Source organism: Actinophytocola sp. (assembly GCF_035942955.1).
GTDB lineage: Bacteria > Actinomycetota > Actinomycetes > Mycobacteriales > Pseudonocardiaceae > DASYTH01.
Genome location: NZ_DASZCQ010000110.1, coordinates 1 through 17,095 on the forward strand (window position 1 = coordinate 1; position 17,095 = coordinate 17,095).

Below are 17,095 nucleotides of genomic sequence, written 5' to 3' on the forward strand. Positions count from 1 at the left end.
GATCACGGTGTAGCCCAGCGCCTGGATCCGGCGGACCTCGTCCGGGGTCGCGGTGATCATCAGGCGGCTGTCCTCCGGACCGTTGATCGCCGCGCCGGTGGCGGCGATCGCCGAGCGCTGCTCGGCCGTCTTGACGCCGAGCACGCTGTACTCGGCGCTGTCGCGGGCTCGGGAGTCCGGCTGGTCACCGGTCGCCACGGTGGTGTTGAGGGACAGGGCCGTGGCAAGGGCGACGATGGCGCCGGCCACGAGCGAGAAGCGTTTGCGGTTCACGCGGTGCCTCCTGCAGGGAGCGCCGGCAGCCCGGCGCCGGAGGTGGGTATTCGGTTGTACACCGAATGCTCACCGCGTCGAGGCCCCGCCACAACCCGTCAATCAGGTGGACGCGTTCGCGCGTTCGGCCGCCAGAGCCGGAAGTTCACGGTTGCCTTCCTGGTGGAAGGTCTGCAGGGTCAGCTCGGCGATCTGCCCGCCGGCCACCCGGGCGACGTAGTGGCCGTACACGGTCCAGCCGTCGTCGGCCAGCCAGTGATGCGCCGTGACGTGGGCGTCCAAGCGGTCGCCCGAGACCAGCACCGGGCCGGTGAGATGCAGGGTGGCGTCATAGCCCAGCATCAGCGGCCGCCAGCGGGCGACCAGCTGGTCGGCGGTGATCGTCTCCGGCTCGCCGCCGAACAGCGACGTGTAGTCGGTGCGGACCTCGTCGGTGAACGAGGCGCGCAGCGTGGCCCAGTCGCGGGCGTCGATCGCATGCAGCATGCGGGTGAGCACGTCGGCGTCGGTCATGCGGGAAGAGTCCTCCGGAAGTGGTTGTCGGCCGCCTCGACGGCGAGGGACACCTGGGCGGGCCGGTCGTAGAAGTCGATCTGGCTGCCATCGGCCCAGACCAGCTCGGTGGGGCCGGACAGGCGGTCGTGGACGGTCTTGACGTTGTCGGGCAGCACGCAGTCGTCGCCGTGCACGAACAGGGTGGGCGCCGAGACCTTGGCCGCCGCCGAGAGGCCGTCGAAGGTGAGCCAGTACATCCAGCTCAGCTCGGCCATCTCGTTCGTCCACTCGGGAATCGCGCCGCGGCCGGGGTTGGCGTAGTAGTCCAGCTCGAAGAACATCCCGGCGCGGTCGTTGCCGTCCTGGTAGGCGGGCACCGTGCGGACCTCGCCGGTGCGCAGGAACGCGTCGAACGCCGCGCGGGCACGGTCCATGCGCAGCGCGACACCCTCCGCGCCGCCGTAGAACGGGGCGACCGACGCGGTGTCGTGGTACCAGCCGGCGACGCTGGCGAACGAGGCGATCGGCGCGCCGCCGGCGATCGCGGCCAGCGCGTACTGGGCGCTGGCGCAGACGGCCAGGTAGCCGACGCCGCCGGGGTGGACGTAGGACAGGCTCGAGACGAACCGCGCCGCCTCGGTGATGTCGGCGATCTTGCGGGCCGGAATCTCGGCCTGGCGCGGATTTCCGCCGCTGCCGCCGAAGCCGGCGAAGTCGAAGGTGAACACCGTGTAGCCCCGCGCGGCCAGCGCCGTCGCGTAGTGGTGGGCCATCTGCTCCTTGACGGTGAGCCAGGATCCGGTGATGAGCACGGCGGGCTGGCGGGTGAACAGGTCGTCGGTGTCGCGGTAGACGCGCGCGGCCAGCGGCACGTCGCCGTTGATGAACAGCAAGGGAGAAACGCTCACGGCGCCGACGATGCCACGGGGCCGGCGGCGCGGGAGGGTCGGATCTTGCGCTGTATTTACCCGCCCACCGTCCCCCCACCGCGTCCCCGGCTTCGCAACGCTCCGGGGAGCACGCCGGTGTGGCCGCGGAACACCCTGCGGAAGTGGCTGACGTTGGACAGGCCGACGGCGTGCGCGATGTCGGTGACGCTCGCCGAGGTGTGCAGCAGCTGGGCCTTCGCCCGGTCGACGCGGCGAGCCGTGACGAACTGGTGCGGGGCGAGGCCGGTGGTGGCCTTGAACGCCCTGGCGAAGTGGAACGGGCTGAGCATCGCCACCCCGGCCAGCCGGTCGAGGGTGAGCACGCCACCGAGCTCGGCGTCGACGAACTCGGCCACCCGGTCGACCGTTCCGCGGTCGAGGATTCCCTTCTCCCGCCGGGAGATCCGCCGGAAGCCGTAGTGCTCGAGCAGGTGCGCGGCGAGCCGGTGGGCGAGCGTGCTGGCCGCGATGTCGGACAGCGTGGACCCGGTGGCGTGCACCCGACGCAGGATCGACGAGATCGCGAGCACCGTGCCGTCCACGGTGGCGGCCCGCGGCTCGAGGTCGCGCAGGTCGAACAGCGCCAGGTCCGGGAAGATCTCCAGGGCCTCGCTGGTCTCCCGCACCCGGGTCCAGGTGATCGGCTCCTGGCCGGTGACGAACGCGGCGCCGGCGGCGATGTCGGCCTCGACGGTCTTCCCGCCGGATTCGTACACCGCCGCCCGGTGCCGGGTGAACGACACGCCGACCTGGTTCGGCTCGGTGCGCCCGGCGCTGTGACCGGGCGGGATCACGGTGTGTTCGGATCGCATGCCCGGCCAGTGCCGGACGTCGGTTGGCGCCATGGGTCCTTAGTACCTGGCGCGCAGGTCGGCGACGAACCGCTCGCGGTCCCGGTCGACGATGTCCGAGCTGCCGGCGAGCCGGGATCGGGGCTGAGCCTGGTGCCTGCGGTTGCGCTCCAGGCCGTAGACGATGAGTCCGATGACGATCAAGGTGACGATGAAGGCATCCATGGCATATATTTTGCGCTCGTCCACTTCCTGCCACCAGTGGCAGATCTGACCTTGTGCGACAAAATCCTGCCACGTATGCTGGGGCCGTGCTCAGGACCGTGACGGCCGTGCTCATCGACGGGTTCGCCCCGTTCGAGTTCGGCACGATCTGCGAGGTGTTCGGCATCGACCGGCGCGAGGACGGCGTGCCCCCGATCGAGTTCCGGGTGTGCGGCGAGGAGCCCGGGGCGCCGCTGCGCACCAGCCTCGGGCTGCCGGTCGTCCCCGAGCTGGGGCTCGACGCGCTGGACGGCGCCGACCTGGTCGCCGTGCCGGCGGCCGCCATCCGCGACGGCTACCCACCCGCGGTGCTCGACGCCGTGCGCCGCGCCGCCGCCCGGGGCGGCACGCTGCTGTCGGTGTGCAGCGGGGCGTTCCTGCTCGGCGCGGCCGGCCTGCTCGACGGGCGCCGGTGCACCACGCACTGGCGGTACGCCGAGGAGTTCGCCGAGCGGTTCCCCAAGGCGCTGCTCGACCCGGACGTGCTCTACGTCGACGACGGCGACATCGTCACCAGCGCTGGCACCGCCGCCGGGATCGACGCCTGCCTGCACCTGGTGCGCCGCGAGCTCGGCGCCGGCCCGGCCGCCGCGATCGCGCGCCGCATGGTGGTCCCGCCGCAGCGCGACGGCGGGCAGCGCCAGTACGTCGAGCTGCCCATCCCGGAGTGCACGGGGGACAGCCTGACGCCCGTGCTGACCTGGATGCTCGACAACATCGCCAGCGAGCACACCGTCGCCGCGCTCGCCCGCCGCGCACAGATGTCCGAGCGGACGTTCGCCCGCCGCTTCGTGGCCGAGACCGGCACCACCCCGCACCGCTGGCTGTCCCTGCAGCGCGTGCTGGTGGCCCGGCAACTACTCGAGGAGACCCAGCTCGGCATCGACGAGATCGCCGAACGCTCCGGCTTCGGCTCCGCGGCCCTCCTCCGCCACCACTTCCACCGCGTCGTCGGCGTCTCCCCCAAGGACTACCGCCGCACATTCGCCCAACGCCCGGCCGGCTGACCCTCGCCGCGCCAGGCGAAGGTCACGGCGACCCGGGTCCGCGAAGATGGTCATGTTGCTCCGAGCCCGGCTCAACCGAGCGCCGACCTCGCCGGAGCGCCGCCGGGAGCGCCGGGTCCCGCGCCGCAGCCAAGCAAGATCGCCGGATGAACAATGGGCTTGCCAACGCCCTGCCAGCTGACCCTGGCGGGGGCGGGCGAACGTCACGGCGACCCGTTCGCGGTGGTGCGGCCATTGCCCGATGCGCTCGGATCTCACGTTGTTCCGGAGCCCGGCTCAGGCGCGCCGCCTGCCTCGCCGGAGCGCCGCCCGGGGCGCGCCGTGTTCCGCTCGGCGGTCGCTCGAGGCCTTATCAAGCCCTATTCAAAGACGCTCGCCAGCCGGGACGGGGTGTGGAAATCTGGCGATGGTGGTGAATTGTGGATGTTTGATCGGCAAGCGCAGATCGACCAGTACGTGGCGACGTGGAACGAGCCGGACTCCGGCGCTCGGTTGACGATGATCGAGCGGATCTGGACGGAGGACGGGTGCTACGTCGACCGCGGCGCCGAGGCGCGCGGTCATGTGCAGATCAACGCCAACATCGACCGGGTTCACCGCAAGTTTCCCGACCGAATATACGGGCGCGTCGGCGACGTCTACACCTTTCGCGACCGCTCCCGATTCGAATGGGCCATTATCGACCCGGCGGGCCGCCCCACGTTCGGCGGCGTCGCGTACGCGAAATTCGCCGACGACGGCCGGCTGCGCCGCATCATCGGTTTCTTCGGGCCCATTCCGGACGAGGTGCGGCACTCCTGGACGCCGTGAGCCCGTAGGGTGGGCGCATGGCACCCGACGATCGCGCCCCGCGCCTGCACCGCGTCCGGCGCGGGACCGGCGCGCCGCTGCTGCTGATCATGGGGATGGGCGGGCACCACCGCACCTGGGGCGAGCCGTTCCTTTCCTTGCTGGAGAAGGACTTCGACGTCGTCGCGTACGACCAGCGGGGCATCGGCGAAAGCGAAAGGGCCCAGCCGGGGTTCGGCATCGCCGACCTGGCCGGCGACGCGGTGCGGGTGCTGGACGCGGTCGGGTGGGACCGGGCGCACGTGTTCGGGGTCTCGCTCGGCGGCATGGTGGCGCAGGAGCTCGCGATCCGGTATCCCGAGCGGGTGCGCACGCTGACCCTGGGCTGCACGTATCCCGGCCGCGGCGGGGACCTCACGGCGCCGGGGCCGAGGCGGTACCTTGAGGCGGGGCTGACCAGGGACAAGGAGCTGGCCGTCCGCACCGCGTTCGAGGTCAACGTCTCCCCCGCCTACGCCGCCGACCCGGCCAATTTCGAGGTGTTCCACGCCGACGCGCTGTCGGTGAAGGTGCCGATGGCGGTGGTGATGATGCAGTACCAGGCCGCCGTCGAGCACGACGCGACGGACCGGCTGGCCCGGATCACCGCGCCGACGCTGGTCGTGACCGGCACCGCGGACGAGATGATGTACCCGGCCAACAGCGAGCGGATCGCCGAGCGCGTCCCGGGGGCGCGGCTCGAGCTGCTCGAGGGGCTGGGACACTTGTTCTGGCTGGAGGAACCCGAGCGGGTGGCCGAGCTACTGCGGGAGCACGCTGGCCGTGAGGGACTCCCGGCGGGCGCCCGACGCGCCCCATGGGAGTCCCTCACGGCACGCGTTACCCGGCGTTGGCCGCGATCCAGCTGGCGAACACGGGCACGTCGACGTAGATCGACGGGCCGGTGGCGCAGACCGAGCTGCCGTTACCGGACCGGCTGGTGGCGCCGATCAGCTGCCACACCCCGTTGACCCGCTTGACCTGCGGGCCGCCGGAGTCGCCGTAGCAGGCGCCGCTGTTGCCGTTGGGGTTGTTGGTGCAGATCTCCGTCGAGGCCCGGATGCCGAGGCACCGGCTGTCGGACACGATCGAGGTGTCCAACTCCTGCAGGGTGACCGGGGCGCCGCAGCCGCCGCGGACCGGGCAGGTCTGGCCCCAGCCGATGATCCGGGTCGCGGTGCCGACCGGGCCGGACGACGCGGCCAGCGCGATGGGGGCCTGCGGAACCGAGGTGGCCAGCCGCAGCAGGGCGAGGTCGGCGCTCGGGTGCGCGATTCGCTGGGCGACCCGGGCGACGCTGCCGCCGGAGGTGCGGTTGGTCGTCCCGACCCGAACCTGGAACGGGGTGCCGCAGTGTGCGGCGGTGACCACCCAGTTGGGCCGGATCAGCGAGCCACCGCAGGAGTGGCCGCCGGAGCTGGACTGCAGGGAGGCCATGAACGAGTAGACCTGGGAGGCCGGGCGGCCACCCACGATGAGCGGTTCGACGTCCTGTGGTGCGGCCGACGCGCTGGTGGGGATCGCCACACCAGCGAGCGCCGTCGCGGCCGCCACGAACAGGCCGGCGAGCAGGGACCGTGCCTTCATGGGGTTTCTCCTTCTGTTGATCCCGGTGCAGGGTGTACCGAGGTCACGCAGCAGGCTAGAGACGCTACTCTCAGCGACAGAACCGCCGGAAGTATGGTGTTTTCCCCATTTGTACGAGCGTGTCCGATAACCGGGCGCCGTGCCGGTCACATTCCTCCGCCGCCGCCCGTCATATCAGTGTCCGCTTGAGACGTCGCAGCTAGGAGATCGTTGTGAACTCAGGTATCCACACCGTCATGTACCCGACCAAGGACCTCGGCGAGGCCAAGAAGCTTTACCAGACCCTGCTCGGCGTCGAGCCGTACGTGGATCAGCCCTACTATGTGGGCTTCCGGCTGGCGGACCAGGAGATCGGCTTGGACCCCAACGGTTTCGCCAAGGGAATGAGCGGCCCGGTCACCTACTACCACGTCGACGATCTCAAGGGCCTGCTCACCAGGCTCGTCGAGGGCGGCGCCGAGCAGCGGGGCGAAATCCAGGATGTGGGTGGTGGCAAGCTGATCGTCAGCGTGGCCGACGCCGACGGCAACATCTTCGGCCTGCTGCAGGAAGCCTGAGGTGTGCTTCGAAAGTGCGCCGAGGGCGGCCGATCTCCGGCGAGGGCGGCCGCCACACGATGACAAGGGCAGGGGCGAGGAACGAGCCCCTGCCCGCAGGCGTCGTCAGCCCACCACCCCCGACACCCAACCCCCACACCGGCCCGCAACCCCCAGCCAACCCGACCCCAGGCCGCTCGCCGAAGGCGACCGGCGGCCTTGCCCGAACTAGAAACACAGCCTTGCCCGAGCTGTCGACACAGCCCAGGGCTCACGCCGCGCGGATCCGGCGGCCGAGATCGGTGGCCTCGCCCACCAGCATGGGCACGGCGTTGGGCACGACCTCCAACGTGAAGCGGGGGCCGGGGTCGGGGCACAGCTCCCCGTCGTGCTCGAACCAGACGGGCCGTCCGTCGGTGCGCTCGACGGTGACCCGCCGGCCGCGGGCGTAGACCACGCCGGGCCGGGTGACGTGCTCGCCGGCCGCGGTCAGGGTGAGCATCTCGGCCGGGTCGTGCTCGCCGCCGATGACGCACACGTCCAGCAGGCCGTCGTCGATCACCGAGTGCGGGAGCACCTCGAAGCGTCCGCCCCGGTAGCGGCTGCCGCCGATGTTGGCCAGCATCGTCGGTCCTTTGTGGACCTCGGTGCCGTCCACGCACACCCGGCCGGGATAGGGCTCGAACCGGGTGGCGAGGTCGGCAAGCGCGTCGTGGTACCGGTCCGGGCCGGACCGGCCGGCGGCCTCGTGCACGGCCTGCGGCGGGAACCCGGTGCTGGCACCGGACAGGACGAGGTCTCCGGTCTCCGCCAACGAGGCGAGATCCAGCCGGCGGGTGCGGGCGGCCGGATCGGACAGCGCGCCGTCCAGCGCCTCGGGCCACGGCAGCGTCCCCCAGAACGAGCGGTAGCACGAGTTGGACGTGCCGGCCGGGACGATGAACATCGAGACCCGGTGGCCGGCAAGGCCGTGCACGATCTCCCGGGCGGTGCCGTCGCCGCCGACCGACACGACGAGGTCGACGCCGTCGGCGGCGGCCGCCGCGGCGAGCCGGGTGGCGTGGCGGGGCTCGGCGGTCCACCGGACGACGACGTCGCCGACCCGGCGCCGGCACAACTGGCGCAGCTCACCGACCTGGGCGGGGGTGATCGTGCCGGCCGCCGGGTTGGCGATGATCACGACGCGCCGCATGGCTTGGCCTCCCGGTAGAGCAGGCGGGTGTGCGCGGTGTACGCGGGCCGGGACTGGCCCTCGATCTCCAGCGCCACCGCGAGCACCGCCTCGGTGTAGTGGTGCGCGAGCGGCTTCACCTCGACCAGATCGGCGACCAGCCGCACCCGGGCGCCGGACGGCACCGGCGTGGCGAACCGGACCCGGTCGAAACCCTTGTGTAGCACGACTTCCGCACCATCCACTCGGAACACCTCGGTGAGCATGGTGATGCCGAGGGACAGCGTGAGCATGCCGTGCGCGATGGTCCGGCCGAACGGTCCGGCGCCGGCGCGCCGCCGGTCGACGTGGATCCACTGGTGGTCGCCGGTCACCGCCGCGAACGCGTCGATCTCCCGCTGGTCGACCGTGCGGAATCCGCTGGCCCCCAACCGTTGCCCGGCCGCGGCGGCCAGCTCGGCGGCCCCGGTGAACACCTTCATGCCGCCGCCAGCACGAGCACGGCGTTCTGGCCGCCGAAGCCGAACGAGTTGGAGGCGGCCACCGAGATCCGTTGCGCCCGCGGCCGATTGCTCACCACGTCCAGGTCGATGTCCGGGTCCTGGCGGTCCAGGTTGGCGGTGGGCGGGATCGTGCCCTGCTCGATGGACAGCACCGTGCAGGCCGCCTCGATCGCCCCGGCCGCCCCGAGCGAGTGGCCGGTGACCCCCTTGATCGAGGTGACCGCCGGCCGCCCGGGGAACACCCGGCACACCGCCCTGGCCTCGGTGACGTCGTTGAGCGGGGTGGACGTGCCGTGCGCGTTGACGTGATCGACCTCGCGCGGCTCGATCCCCGCGTCGTGCAACGCCATCCGGATCGCCTTCTCCACCCCGGCGCCGCTCGGGTCGGGGGCGGTCGCGTGGTGGGCGTCGGCCGACGCGCCGTACCCGACGACCCGGGCCCGGACCCTGGCCCGGCGCGCGTTCGCGTGATCCATCCGTTCCAGCACGAGAACTCCGGCGCCCTCGGCGGCGACGAACCCGTCCCGGTCCCGGTCGAACGGCCGGGACGCGAGGGCCGGTTCCCTTATCCGCCGGGACAGCGCGCCCATCCTGGTGAAGCCGGCCAGGATCGGCCGGGTCAGCCCGGCCTCGGCCCCGCCGGCGATGACGACGTCGCAGCGCCCGGTCCGGATCAGCTCCCGCGCGGTGCCGATCGCCGTGGTGCCCGAGGCGCACGCGGTCGTGGTGACCAGGTTCGGGCCGCGCGCGCCGCAGTCGATCGCGATGTAGCCGGCCACCATGTTGACCCCCATCATCGGGATCAGCATGGACGACACCGCCTTGGCGCCCTCCCGGAGCAGCGCGCAGTGCTGCTCCTCGAAGGTGCGCACCCCGCCGAGCGCGTTGCCCATCACGACGCCGACCCGCGAGCCGTCCCACTCCCGCGGATCCAGTCCGGAGTCCGCGATGGCCTCCCGGGCGGCGACCAGTGCGAGGTGCACATACCGGTCCAGCCGCCAGGCGACCCGGCGGCCGAGCAGCTCGTCGGCGTCGAAGCCGGGCACCCGGCAGGTGAAGTCGACCGGCATGCCGGCCAGCTCCGGGTCGGAAGCCGCGGTCGACGCACCGGCAAGGATCGCGTTCCAGCTCGCCGGGACGCCGATCCCGCCCGGCGTCACCAGACCGAGACCCGTCACCGCGGCGTCCCAGCGGCCGTTGCTCATGCGTTCACGACCCTGGCGCCGATCAGCGCGACGGCGGCGGCCAGCGTGTCCTGCGGGGACAGCTCGTCCTCGCCGACCGGCACGCCGAACTCCTTCTCCGCCACCATGGCGAACTCGACCAGCGACAGCGAGTCCAGGTCCAGCTCGGCGAACGTCACGTCGTCGCGCAGCTCGTCGGCGGAGATGCCGAACCGGGAGACGAGCAGCTGGGCAAGTCGTTCGAGAACGGACATGACCATCTCTCCTTGCCTTACAGGGCCTCGATTTCCGGCCAGCGCACGAGGGTCGTGCCCCAGGTGAGGCCGCCACCGAACGCGCCGAGCATGACCCGGTGCCCCACTTTGAGCTCGCCGCTCTCGTTGGCCGTGGCCAGCGCGATCGGCACCGAGGCGGCCGCGGTGTTGCCCACCATGTCGATGTTGCTGAAGAACTTGCCGCGGGGCTGGCCGAGCCGGTCCGCGACGCCGTACAGGATCCGCGCGTTGGCCTGGTGGTAGACGAACTTGTCGATGTCGTCCAGCCGCAGCCCGGCCTTGTCCAGCACGGTCTCGGCGGACTTGGCCATGTGCGTGATCGCGCGCAGGAAGACCTTCTTGCCTTCCATCCTGAAGTAGCGGTCGCGGTCCTCGACCGGTCTGCCGGTGGCCCGCTGCCGGGACCCGCCGGCCGGGACCATGATCATTTCGGCGCCCTCGCCGTCGCTGCCGAGGTCGAACGGGCCGAGCGCGCCCAGCTCGTGCTGCTCGCCCGCGCGCAGCACCACCGCACCCGCGCCGTCACCGAAGATCGGCGCCGAGGTCGGGCAGGCCGGGTTGATGATCGTGGAGAAGGTGTCCGCCCCGATCACCAGCACCCGGTTGGCCACCCCGCTTTCCACCAGCCCGGCGCCGGTGGTCAGGGCGTACAGGAACCCGCTGCACACCGCGTTGAGGTCGAACGCGGCCGCGCCGCCGAGGCCGATCCGGCTGGCCACCTCGGGCGCGGTGGCCGGGCACGGCCGGTCCGGTGTGGTCGTCGCCAGGATCACGAAGTCGACGCTCTCCACGTTGGCCGACTTCAGCGCGCGCTGCCCGGCCTCGACCGCGAGGTCCGATGTGGACATGCCAGGGTCGATGACGCGACGCTGCTGGATGCCCGTCCTCGAGCGGATCCACTCGTTGGAGGTGCGCAGCCGCTCGGCGATCTCGTCGTTGTCCACGACGTGCGGCGGAACGTAGGAGCCGAGTCCACTCAGGACAGCCGCGGGTCCGCCGTGCCGCGGGCTGTGTGGCCGCCTGGCCAACGCGGTGACCTGACCAATGCCCATCAGAGTGCCTCCTCGAGCCCCATGTACTTCAGCCGGATTTCCTTCATCTCGGCCGACCACCCCTCGGCACGGCCCTGCCGCTCCTCCGGCGTGGTGTCCACCAGCCGGCGACCCGGCCAGATCTCGTAGTCGCCGACGACCTCGGCGTGCCGCTCCAGCCCCCGCTGGAACAGCTCCTCGCGCCGCGCCACCATGTCGCGCACCGGCAGCCGCGCCCACAGCCGCATCCCGCGCCGGATCAGGTCGAGGACATCCGGCTTGCGCTCGGGGTGCTCGAGCAGGTACTGCCGGGCCACGGCCGCGCCGACGGTCAGGTGCCGGATCTCGTCGATCCCCGCTCCCCGGTCGATGTCCGCGGCCGCCGGGTCGAGCGGCCGCCACTTGCGCTCGGACAGCTCGGCCGCGGGCGCCAGCGCGCCCTCGAGGATGACGGTCATGACCACCACGCCGCCGAGGAAGTCGGCCCGGTCGCGCATGACGTCCAGCGCGAACTCCTCGAGCGGCAGCAGGATCGACCGAACGTCGCCGCCGGCGACCTCGTCGATCACCGGCCGGAGCCGCTCGGCCGGCACGCCCAGCGTCACAAGGTGGTTGCGGAACACCATAGCGTGCCGCGCCTCGTCGAGCACCTGCGTGGCATAGAACTCCATGGTGTCGGTGTCCGGCGCCAGTGGGACCAGATAGGACAGTGCGCGGGCGGCCTTCTCCTCGGCCACCGCCCGGAACGCGTACTCGCGGGTGATCGCGTCGTACAGCGGGCCGCGGCGCATGAGGTCCGGCACCGCCACGTCCGGGGGGTGGCCGTCCAGCCAGCCGCGCAGCGTCCCGTGCGGCACGGCGGCCAGCCAGTAGCGCAGGTTGGCCTCGCGCGGTGTCAGCTCGAGGCCCATCGCACCGTCGAGCAGGCCGGGCGCCCGGTCCCGGTCCGCCTCGCGTGGCACGGACCCGCTCATGCGACCTCCTCCCCGATCGCTCCGGGGTGCAGCCGCCCGGCGTAGTACAGCAGCGGCGCGCCGGTCCCGGTCTTGGCCGCGGTCACGCCGGCCAGCACCAGCTGGTGGTCGCCGGCCGGCACCACCCGGCGGAACTGGCACCACAGCCAGCACACCGCCCGATCCAGCAGCGGAACCCCGGCGTCGAACCCGGGAGTCCAGGCCACACCGGTGAACTGGTCCGGCCCCTGCCCGCGGGCCGGGTTGGCGAAGTGCCGGGCCAGCCTGGACTGCTCGCGGGACAGGATGTTGACGGCGAAGTGCCGGTGGTCGATCAGGAACTCGGCCAGGCCGCTCGACGTCCTCAGGCACAGCGAGACCAGAGCGGGACACCGGGACACCACGGTGAACGCGCTGACCGTGGTGCCGTGCACCCGTTCACCGGAGCCGACGGTGATCACCGAGACGCCGGTGGCGAACCGGAGCCCGGCCTGCCAGAAGGATTCCACATCGGACTCGCTGGGCAGGATCGCCGGCAGGGACATGGTCATCTGGCCACCGCCGTCTCGAGGGCGACGAACGCCGGGTGCGGCGCCGGCTCGAACGGCAGCGCGAACGGCTTGAGAAAGTTGCCGAACAGCGCGCGGTCGCCGAACAGGTGGATCGGGATCGCCAGCAGCGCCCACTCCCAGCCGATCAGAGCCACCCACAACCCGATCACCGCCGCCTGCGTGACCAGGCTGTGCGTGGTGTTGTACAGCACGTAGTAGACCTTGGAGATCCGTTTGGTGGTGCTGCGGTGGTATGCGATCGTGCCGGGGAGGTAGCCGATCAGGTCGATGTAGACGAACAGCCCGACGGCCGCGCCCCAGCGCACGTCGTCGATGTGCGCGGCGAACAGCACCAGGCAGACCCCGAGGCCCACCAGGTACTCCAGCCGGATGAGCCGGTACGTCGTCCGCGTGTCGAAGCGGTTGGCGGTGTCCATTACCCCTGCCCCACGGAGATGTCGGCGAGTGCCTCGCCACCTTCAACAACCGTGATGTCATCGAAGAGCCCGGCGAGCACCGAGCAGATGACCCGCGTGATGACCCGCTCGGCGATCGGGTCAAGGAGCCCGGCGAGGCTGTCGAACCCGAAGTCGTAGGTCACCTCGAAGCGCACCTCGGTGCCGCCGGGCACCGGGGTGAGCTCCCAGAAACCGTGGAACTCGGCGAAGTCGCCGTCGATCTGGTCGAAGTGGATGCGCAGCCGGGCGGCGTCGATCGTCTCCGACTCGGTCCAGCGCAGCACGCCGCGCCGGAAGCTGACCACCCAGTCGGAGGTCCTCGGCGCGGAGTGCACGGCCACCGACCGGACATCCCCGGCCAGCGCGGGGAACCGGGCGAAGTCCGCGATCAGCGCCAGCGCGGACACCGCGTCGTCCGCCGGGACCCGAACCGACAACCGGACCGTCCTCATAGGACATCCGCCACGGCTCGGGCGGCGGTTTCCACCGCGGCCAGCAAGAAGTCCACGTCCTCGTGGGCCAGCACGGCCGGCGGGGTCAGGCGCAGCACGTTGGCGGAGTTCAGCGAGTGGTTGGCGATGACGCCGGCCGCCACCAGCTCCAACAGCAGCTCGCCGGCCAGCCCGTCGACGGCGAGCTCGATCCCGATGAGCATGCCAAGCCCGCGAACCTCGCGCACCGCGTCGCCGAGCGCCTCCCGCACGATCTCGTCGATCTCCTCGGTCAGCAGCTCGCCGAGCCAGCGGGCCCGCCAGACCAGGTCCTCCTCGCGGATCGCGGTGATCGCGGCGTGCGCGGCGGCCATGCCGAGCGGGCTGCCCGAGAACGTGGAGGTGTGGATGAACGGGTCGCGGTCGAACGGGGCGAACGCCGCCGCGCCGGCGATCGCCGCGGACACCGGCAGCACGCCCCCGCCGAGGGCCTTGCCGGCCAGCAGCACGTCCGGCGTCACCCGCTCGCGCTCGGCGCCCCACCAGTAGCCGAGCCGGCCGAGCCCGGTCTGGATCTCGTCGAGCACGAGGAACGCGCCGTGCGCACGGCACAGGCGGGCGACCTCGGCCAGATAGCCGGCCGGCGGGATGATCACACCGGCCTCGGCCTGCACCGGCTCGACGATCACGCACGCCTCGCCGGGATGCGCGGCCAGCTCCGCCGCCAGCGCGGCGGCGTCGCCGAACGGAACGTGCGCCACGCCGGGCAGCAGCGGGTGGAACGGATCCTGGAACACCGGCTTGGCGGTGACGCTCAGCGCGCCGAGCGTCTTGCCGTGGTAGCCGTTGTCCATCGAGATCAGCCGGCGCTTTCCGTTGGCCCTGGCCAACTTGATGGCCGCCTCTACGGCTTCGGCGCCGCCGCAGGCGAAGTGCACCCGGTCCAGCCCGTCCGGGGCGGTCGCGACCAGCGCCTCGGCCGCCCGCCCGACCGTTGGCTCGAGCAGCAGCCGGGTGGCCACCGGGTTGGTGTCCAGCTGCTCGCGCACCGCGGCCACGACCCGCGGGTGCCGGGCGCCGGTGATCAGCACCCCGTAGCCGCCGCAGTTGAGCAGCCGGCGTCCGGTGCTGGTCCGCACCCAGGCGCCCTCGGACGCGACCTCGATGTCGCCGCCGAACATCTCGCCGAGCGCGGCGCGACCCGCGGAGAGGTACCGGCGGTACCTGTCCATCGTGGCGCGGTCGGCGGCCGCGTCCTGGGCGAGTAAGTCCACTATGGACCGTCCTTAGCTGACGATGATCGGGTAGCCGGCGTAGTAGTCGATCAGCCCGGCGGCCGTGCTGGACCGCGACGGCGGGTGGAAGGCGATCGCATGCGTCGCGGCGAGCAGGTACGCCACCTCCGACGAGCCGATGTAGGCCATCCCGCCGAGCAGCTCGACCGCCTGATGAGCGGAGCCGCACACCGCGTCCTGCACCGCGAACCTGGTCACCAGGGACGCGGCCAGGGTGTCGTTGTCGACCTCGCCGTCCATCACCCGGCGGGCCAGCCCCTCGGTGAGCGCCGCGGCCGTCTCGATCCGCACGGCCAGCGCGGCCCGCTCGGACACGCTGCCCCGGCCGCGCTCGAGCACCTTCTCCACCAGCGCGCTGGCCACGCCGGTGTAGGCGGCGCACACCGTGAGCTGGAACCAGATCAGGCCGACCGTGGTCAGCTTGTCCATCTGCGCCACGGTTTGCGGGCTCGGTTCGATGAGATGCTCCGGACCGGCGAACACATCGGTCAGCCGCACCTCGTGGCTCTCCGCCCCGGCGAGCGTGAACGTGGACCAGAACGGGTGAATGGACACGCCGGGCGTGCGGGCCGGCAGCATCAGCAGGCCCATCCCGGTCGAGCCGTCCGGCAGCGGCACCGCGACGCTGGCGGTGAGCAGGTCCATCGAGCGGCTCAGGCTGCACGGCTTCTTCGACCCGTTGATCACGAACCCGCCGTCCACCGGCTCCGCCCGCATGGTCGGGGTGAAGATTCCTCGCCCGGACCGGCCCTCGGCGAACCCGGAGGCGACCAGCATGCGCTCGTCCACGATCCGGTTCAGCATGCCGTCCGCCAGGCCCGGGATGGTCTCGGCGACCGCGAACAGGGTGCCGAGCGAGAAGTGGTGCATCATCGTGGCGACCGTCATCGACGGCGCCACCGCGCCGAGCGCGCGCACCACCCTGGCCGCGTCGAGGGCGGTCGCGTCCGGCCCGCCGTAGGCCGCCGGCACCAGCAGGTTGGTCCCGCCGTGCGCGCGGAACAGCTCGATCGCCGGGCTGCCCTCGGACTCCAGCTCCGCCAACGGAATCTCGCCGAGTTGCTGGCGAAGGCCGGGGAGCAGCTTGTCGCAGACGAGCCGGTCGGCCTCAAGGAACTGCATGTCGACTCCTCAGCCGTCGTCCCGGGTGATGGCGGCGTCGTAGGCGCCGAAAACCGCGTCCCGCGGCCGGATCCCGCCGGCCAGCGAGACGCCCTGCAGGTGCGAGCTGCGCAGCATGGGGTAGTTGGCCTCGCCGTACACGCCGCCGGTGCGCCCGGTTCCGCCGTGCGTCGGCAGGTACGGCAGGAACCCGATGTGCGAGTCGTTGACCTTCAGCAGCCCGCCGTTGGTGATCCGCTCGGCGAACCGGTCGATCACCCGCTCGTCGCCCGCCCACACCGAGTTGCGCAGCCCGTACGGGTTGCTGTTGACGAAGCCGACCATCGCATCGAGCAGCTCGGCGTCCGGCGCCGGCTCGGGCACGATCACCGGCAGCAGCGGGAAGAACGTCTCCGACCGCACCGCCTCGATCTCCCGGCAACCGGCCAGACCGTCCACACGCAACACCGTGGGCGCGAGGAACGGGCCGGTGTCGGACACCGATCCGTCCACCTCGAGCCGCCGGGCCCCGTGCACCAGCGTGGCGCCGCGGTCAAGCGCGTCCCGGACGAACGCGAAGAACCGCTCGGCGCGCAGCACCGGGGACAGCAGGACGTCCGGGTCGTCCGGGAATCCCGGGCGGATGGCGGCGGCCGCCGTGGCGAGCCGGTCGAGCAGCTCGCCGGCGATGTCCGGATGGGCCAGCACCTGGTTGGGCACCATGCAGATCTGGCCGGAGCCGTAGAAGCATTCGGTGAGCGCCTCCACCGCCGGCTCGAGGTCGGCGTCTCGCCAGACCACCACGCAGTCGTTGCCGGCCAGCTCGAGGATCGGCTTCTTGCCCCGCGCAACGCACTCCCGCTCGAAGGCCAGGCCGCGCTCGACCTCGCCGGTGTAGAAGATGTCGTCGACCAGCGGGCTGTCCAGCCACGCCGCGATCGTCGGGCCCGGCCGGGCGCAGAACACGTTGAGCACACCCGGCGGCGCGCCGAGCTCGGCCAGCACCGGGACCACGAGCTCGCGCAGCGAGTGCAGGACGCCGAGCGGCGCGCTGCGCGGCGCCCGGACGACCACGGCGTTGCCGGCCAGCAGCGGGGTGATCCCGAACAGCGCGCTGGCCGCCGGCGCGTTGCGCGGCGGGTTGACGCACACGACGCCGTCGGGCACCCTGCGCACGACTAGCCGCCGCGGACCGTGCCGGAACTCGTGGCGCATCTGGCTTTCGCACCAGTCGAGGGTCTGCGGACTGAACAGCTCGAGCAGCCCGGCGACCTGCCACCGGGCCAGCGCGCGCGGGCTGCCCTCGGCCACCATCAGGTCGACCAGCTCGGTGTGCCTGCTCCGCAGCCGCTCCCGGATGCCGTGGCCGAGGCGCATCCGGGTGCGCAGCGGCACCGCGGCCCACTCGGGCGCGGCCCTGGCGGCCGCGGCC

At 72.0% G+C, this 17,095-nt stretch carries 20 protein-coding genes and 2 pseudogenes; 4 read left to right on the forward strand and 18 right to left on the reverse strand.

Annotation, left to right across the window (positions count from 1 at the left end; genetic code table 11):
• The 5 genes and pseudogenes from VGX25_RS10900 to VGX25_RS10920 all read right to left on the reverse strand — a co-directional run.
• Positions 1 to 273 (reverse strand): annotated as a pseudogene (locus tag VGX25_RS10900) (zinc carboxypeptidase); the annotation flags it as partial.
• A 102-nt stretch (positions 274 to 375) separates the two neighbouring features.
• Positions 376 to 786 (reverse strand): nuclear transport factor 2 family protein, encoded by a 411-nt coding sequence (locus VGX25_RS10905; RefSeq protein WP_326917532.1) that lies wholly within the window; start codon positions 784 to 786, stop codon positions 376 to 378.
• The gene (locus tag VGX25_RS10910; protein WP_326917533.1) at positions 783 to 1,676 is read right to left on the reverse strand and encodes an alpha/beta hydrolase; all 894 of its coding nucleotides are present in this window, start codon (positions 1,674 to 1,676) and stop codon (positions 783 to 785) included. The genes VGX25_RS10905 and VGX25_RS10910 overlap by 4 nt, the downstream gene beginning before the upstream one ends.
• A 56-nt stretch (positions 1,677 to 1,732) precedes the next feature.
• Complete coding sequence (locus VGX25_RS10915; RefSeq protein WP_326917534.1) at positions 1,733 to 2,542, reverse strand: AraC family transcriptional regulator; 810 nt, start codon at positions 2,540 to 2,542, stop codon at positions 1,733 to 1,735.
• Between the two features lie 6 nt (positions 2,543 to 2,548).
• On the reverse strand, positions 2,549 to 2,713 hold the full coding sequence (locus tag VGX25_RS10920; RefSeq protein ID WP_326917535.1) for a hypothetical protein: 165 nt from the start codon (positions 2,711 to 2,713) through the stop codon (positions 2,549 to 2,551).
• Between the two features lie 86 nt (positions 2,714 to 2,799).
• Between VGX25_RS10920 and VGX25_RS10925 the strand changes: the two genes are divergently transcribed.
• The 3 genes and pseudogenes from VGX25_RS10925 to VGX25_RS10935 all read left to right on the forward strand — a co-directional run.
• Entirely contained in the window at positions 2,800 to 3,759 is a 960-nt protein-coding gene (locus tag VGX25_RS10925) for a GlxA family transcriptional regulator (protein WP_326917536.1), read from the forward strand.
• A gap of 153 nt (positions 3,760 to 3,912) precedes the next feature.
• Complete coding sequence (locus VGX25_RS10930) at positions 3,913 to 4,569, forward strand: hypothetical protein (RefSeq protein ID WP_326917537.1); 657 nt, start codon at positions 3,913 to 3,915, stop codon at positions 4,567 to 4,569.
• Positions 4,570 to 4,586: 17 nt separating this feature from the next.
• A pseudogene (locus tag VGX25_RS10935) lies at positions 4,587 to 5,336 on the forward strand (alpha/beta fold hydrolase); the annotation flags it as partial.
• A gap of 91 nt (positions 5,337 to 5,427) precedes the next feature.
• Here the strand turns inward: VGX25_RS10935 and VGX25_RS10940 are convergent.
• On the reverse strand, positions 5,428 to 6,174 hold the full coding sequence (locus VGX25_RS10940; protein ID WP_326917538.1) for a serine protease: 747 nt from the start codon (positions 6,172 to 6,174) through the stop codon (positions 5,428 to 5,430).
• 212 nt (positions 6,175 to 6,386) lie between these two features.
• Between VGX25_RS10940 and VGX25_RS10945 the strand changes: the two genes are divergently transcribed.
• Positions 6,387 to 6,731, forward strand: a complete 345-nt coding sequence (locus tag VGX25_RS10945) for a VOC family protein (protein WP_326917539.1) — start codon at positions 6,387 to 6,389, stop codon at positions 6,729 to 6,731.
• 250 nt (positions 6,732 to 6,981) lie between these two features.
• Here VGX25_RS10945 and VGX25_RS10950 read toward each other — a convergent pair whose 3' ends face one another.
• From VGX25_RS10950 to VGX25_RS11005, 12 genes are all read right to left on the reverse strand, one after another.
• Complete coding sequence (locus tag VGX25_RS10950) at positions 6,982 to 7,902, reverse strand: diacylglycerol/lipid kinase family protein (RefSeq protein ID WP_326917540.1); 921 nt, start codon at positions 7,900 to 7,902, stop codon at positions 6,982 to 6,984.
• Positions 7,887 to 8,363 carry a MaoC family dehydratase gene (locus VGX25_RS10955; RefSeq protein WP_326917541.1) on the reverse strand — a complete coding sequence of 159 codons (477 nt, stop codon included), beginning with the start codon at positions 8,361 to 8,363 and terminating at the stop codon, positions 7,887 to 7,889. Before VGX25_RS10955 ends, VGX25_RS10950 begins: the two co-directional genes overlap by 16 nt.
• Positions 8,360 to 9,589 carry a beta-ketoacyl-[acyl-carrier-protein] synthase family protein gene (locus tag VGX25_RS10960; protein WP_326917542.1) on the reverse strand — a complete coding sequence of 410 codons (1,230 nt, stop codon included), beginning with the start codon at positions 9,587 to 9,589 and terminating at the stop codon, positions 8,360 to 8,362. Before VGX25_RS10960 ends, VGX25_RS10955 begins: the two co-directional genes overlap by 4 nt.
• A complete protein-coding gene (locus VGX25_RS10965; protein ID WP_326917543.1) occupies positions 9,586 to 9,822 on the reverse strand; it encodes a phosphopantetheine-binding protein in 237 nt (78 codons plus the stop codon). Before VGX25_RS10965 ends, VGX25_RS10960 begins: the two co-directional genes overlap by 4 nt.
• A gap of 17 nt (positions 9,823 to 9,839) precedes the next feature.
• Positions 9,840 to 10,895: a beta-ketoacyl-ACP synthase III gene (locus VGX25_RS10970; RefSeq protein WP_326917544.1), complete on the reverse strand. Its 1,056-nt coding sequence runs from the start codon at positions 10,893 to 10,895 to the stop codon at positions 9,840 to 9,842.
• Positions 10,895 to 11,848: a VlmB-like protein gene (locus VGX25_RS10975; RefSeq protein WP_326917545.1), complete on the reverse strand. Its 954-nt coding sequence runs from the start codon at positions 11,846 to 11,848 to the stop codon at positions 10,895 to 10,897. The genes VGX25_RS10970 and VGX25_RS10975 overlap by 1 nt, the downstream gene beginning before the upstream one ends.
• Positions 11,845 to 12,378, reverse strand: a complete 534-nt coding sequence (locus VGX25_RS10980) for a flavin reductase family protein (RefSeq protein ID WP_326917546.1) — start codon at positions 12,376 to 12,378, stop codon at positions 11,845 to 11,847. Before VGX25_RS10980 ends, VGX25_RS10975 begins: the two co-directional genes overlap by 4 nt.
• Complete coding sequence (locus tag VGX25_RS10985) at positions 12,375 to 12,815, reverse strand: hypothetical protein (RefSeq protein WP_326917547.1); 441 nt, start codon at positions 12,813 to 12,815, stop codon at positions 12,375 to 12,377. Before VGX25_RS10985 ends, VGX25_RS10980 begins: the two co-directional genes overlap by 4 nt.
• Complete coding sequence (locus VGX25_RS10990; protein WP_326917548.1) at positions 12,815 to 13,273, reverse strand: type II toxin-antitoxin system RatA family toxin; 459 nt, start codon at positions 13,271 to 13,273, stop codon at positions 12,815 to 12,817. The genes VGX25_RS10985 and VGX25_RS10990 overlap by 1 nt, the downstream gene beginning before the upstream one ends.
• Positions 13,274 to 13,284: 11 nt before the next feature.
• On the reverse strand, positions 13,285 to 14,541 hold the full coding sequence (locus VGX25_RS10995; protein WP_326917549.1) for an aspartate aminotransferase family protein: 1,257 nt from the start codon (positions 14,539 to 14,541) through the stop codon (positions 13,285 to 13,287).
• A gap of 12 nt (positions 14,542 to 14,553) precedes the next feature.
• Entirely contained in the window at positions 14,554 to 15,684 is a 1,131-nt protein-coding gene (locus VGX25_RS11000) for an acyl-CoA dehydrogenase family protein (RefSeq protein WP_326917550.1), read from the reverse strand.
• Between the two features lie 9 nt (positions 15,685 to 15,693).
• Positions 15,694 to 17,095, reverse strand: a 1,402-nt coding sequence (locus VGX25_RS11005) for an aldehyde dehydrogenase family protein (RefSeq protein WP_326917551.1), incomplete at its 5' end; no start/stop codon positions are given.

Excerpts from the sequence above, each read along its gene's own strand:
- VGX25_RS10920 (WP_326917535.1), bottom strand. The coding sequence starts at position 2,713 with ATGGATGCCTTCATCGTCACCTTGATCGTCATCGGACTCATCGTCTAC.
- VGX25_RS11000 (WP_326917550.1), bottom strand. The coding sequence starts at position 15,684 with ATGCAGTTCCTTGAGGCCGACCGGCTCGTCTGCGACAAGCTGCTCCCC.
- VGX25_RS10930 (WP_326917537.1), top strand. The coding sequence starts at position 3,913 with ATGGGCTTGCCAACGCCCTGCCAGCTGACCCTGGCGGGGGCGGGCGAA.
- VGX25_RS10915 (WP_326917534.1), bottom strand. The coding sequence starts at position 2,542 with ATGGCGCCAACCGACGTCCGGCACTGGCCGGGCATGCGATCCGAACAC.
- VGX25_RS10975 (WP_326917545.1), bottom strand. The coding sequence starts at position 11,848 with ATGAGCGGGTCCGTGCCACGCGAGGCGGACCGGGACCGGGCGCCCGGC.
- VGX25_RS10985 (WP_326917547.1), bottom strand. The coding sequence starts at position 12,815 with ATGGACACCGCCAACCGCTTCGACACGCGGACGACGTACCGGCTCATC.
- VGX25_RS10905 (WP_326917532.1), bottom strand. The coding sequence starts at position 786 with ATGACCGACGCCGACGTGCTCACCCGCATGCTGCATGCGATCGACGCC.
- VGX25_RS10960 (WP_326917542.1), bottom strand. The coding sequence starts at position 9,589 with ATGAGCAACGGCCGCTGGGACGCCGCGGTGACGGGTCTCGGTCTGGTG.
- VGX25_RS10940 (WP_326917538.1), bottom strand. The coding sequence starts at position 6,174 with ATGAAGGCACGGTCCCTGCTCGCCGGCCTGTTCGTGGCGGCCGCGACG.
- VGX25_RS10970 (WP_326917544.1), bottom strand. The coding sequence starts at position 10,895 with ATGGGCATTGGTCAGGTCACCGCGTTGGCCAGGCGGCCACACAGCCCG.
- VGX25_RS10980 (WP_326917546.1), bottom strand. The coding sequence starts at position 12,378 with ATGACCATGTCCCTGCCGGCGATCCTGCCCAGCGAGTCCGATGTGGAA.
- VGX25_RS10955 (WP_326917541.1), bottom strand. The coding sequence starts at position 8,363 with ATGAAGGTGTTCACCGGGGCCGCCGAGCTGGCCGCCGCGGCCGGGCAA.
- VGX25_RS10965 (WP_326917543.1), bottom strand. The coding sequence starts at position 9,822 with ATGTCCGTTCTCGAACGACTTGCCCAGCTGCTCGTCTCCCGGTTCGGC.
- VGX25_RS10950 (WP_326917540.1), bottom strand. The coding sequence starts at position 7,902 with ATGCGGCGCGTCGTGATCATCGCCAACCCGGCGGCCGGCACGATCACC.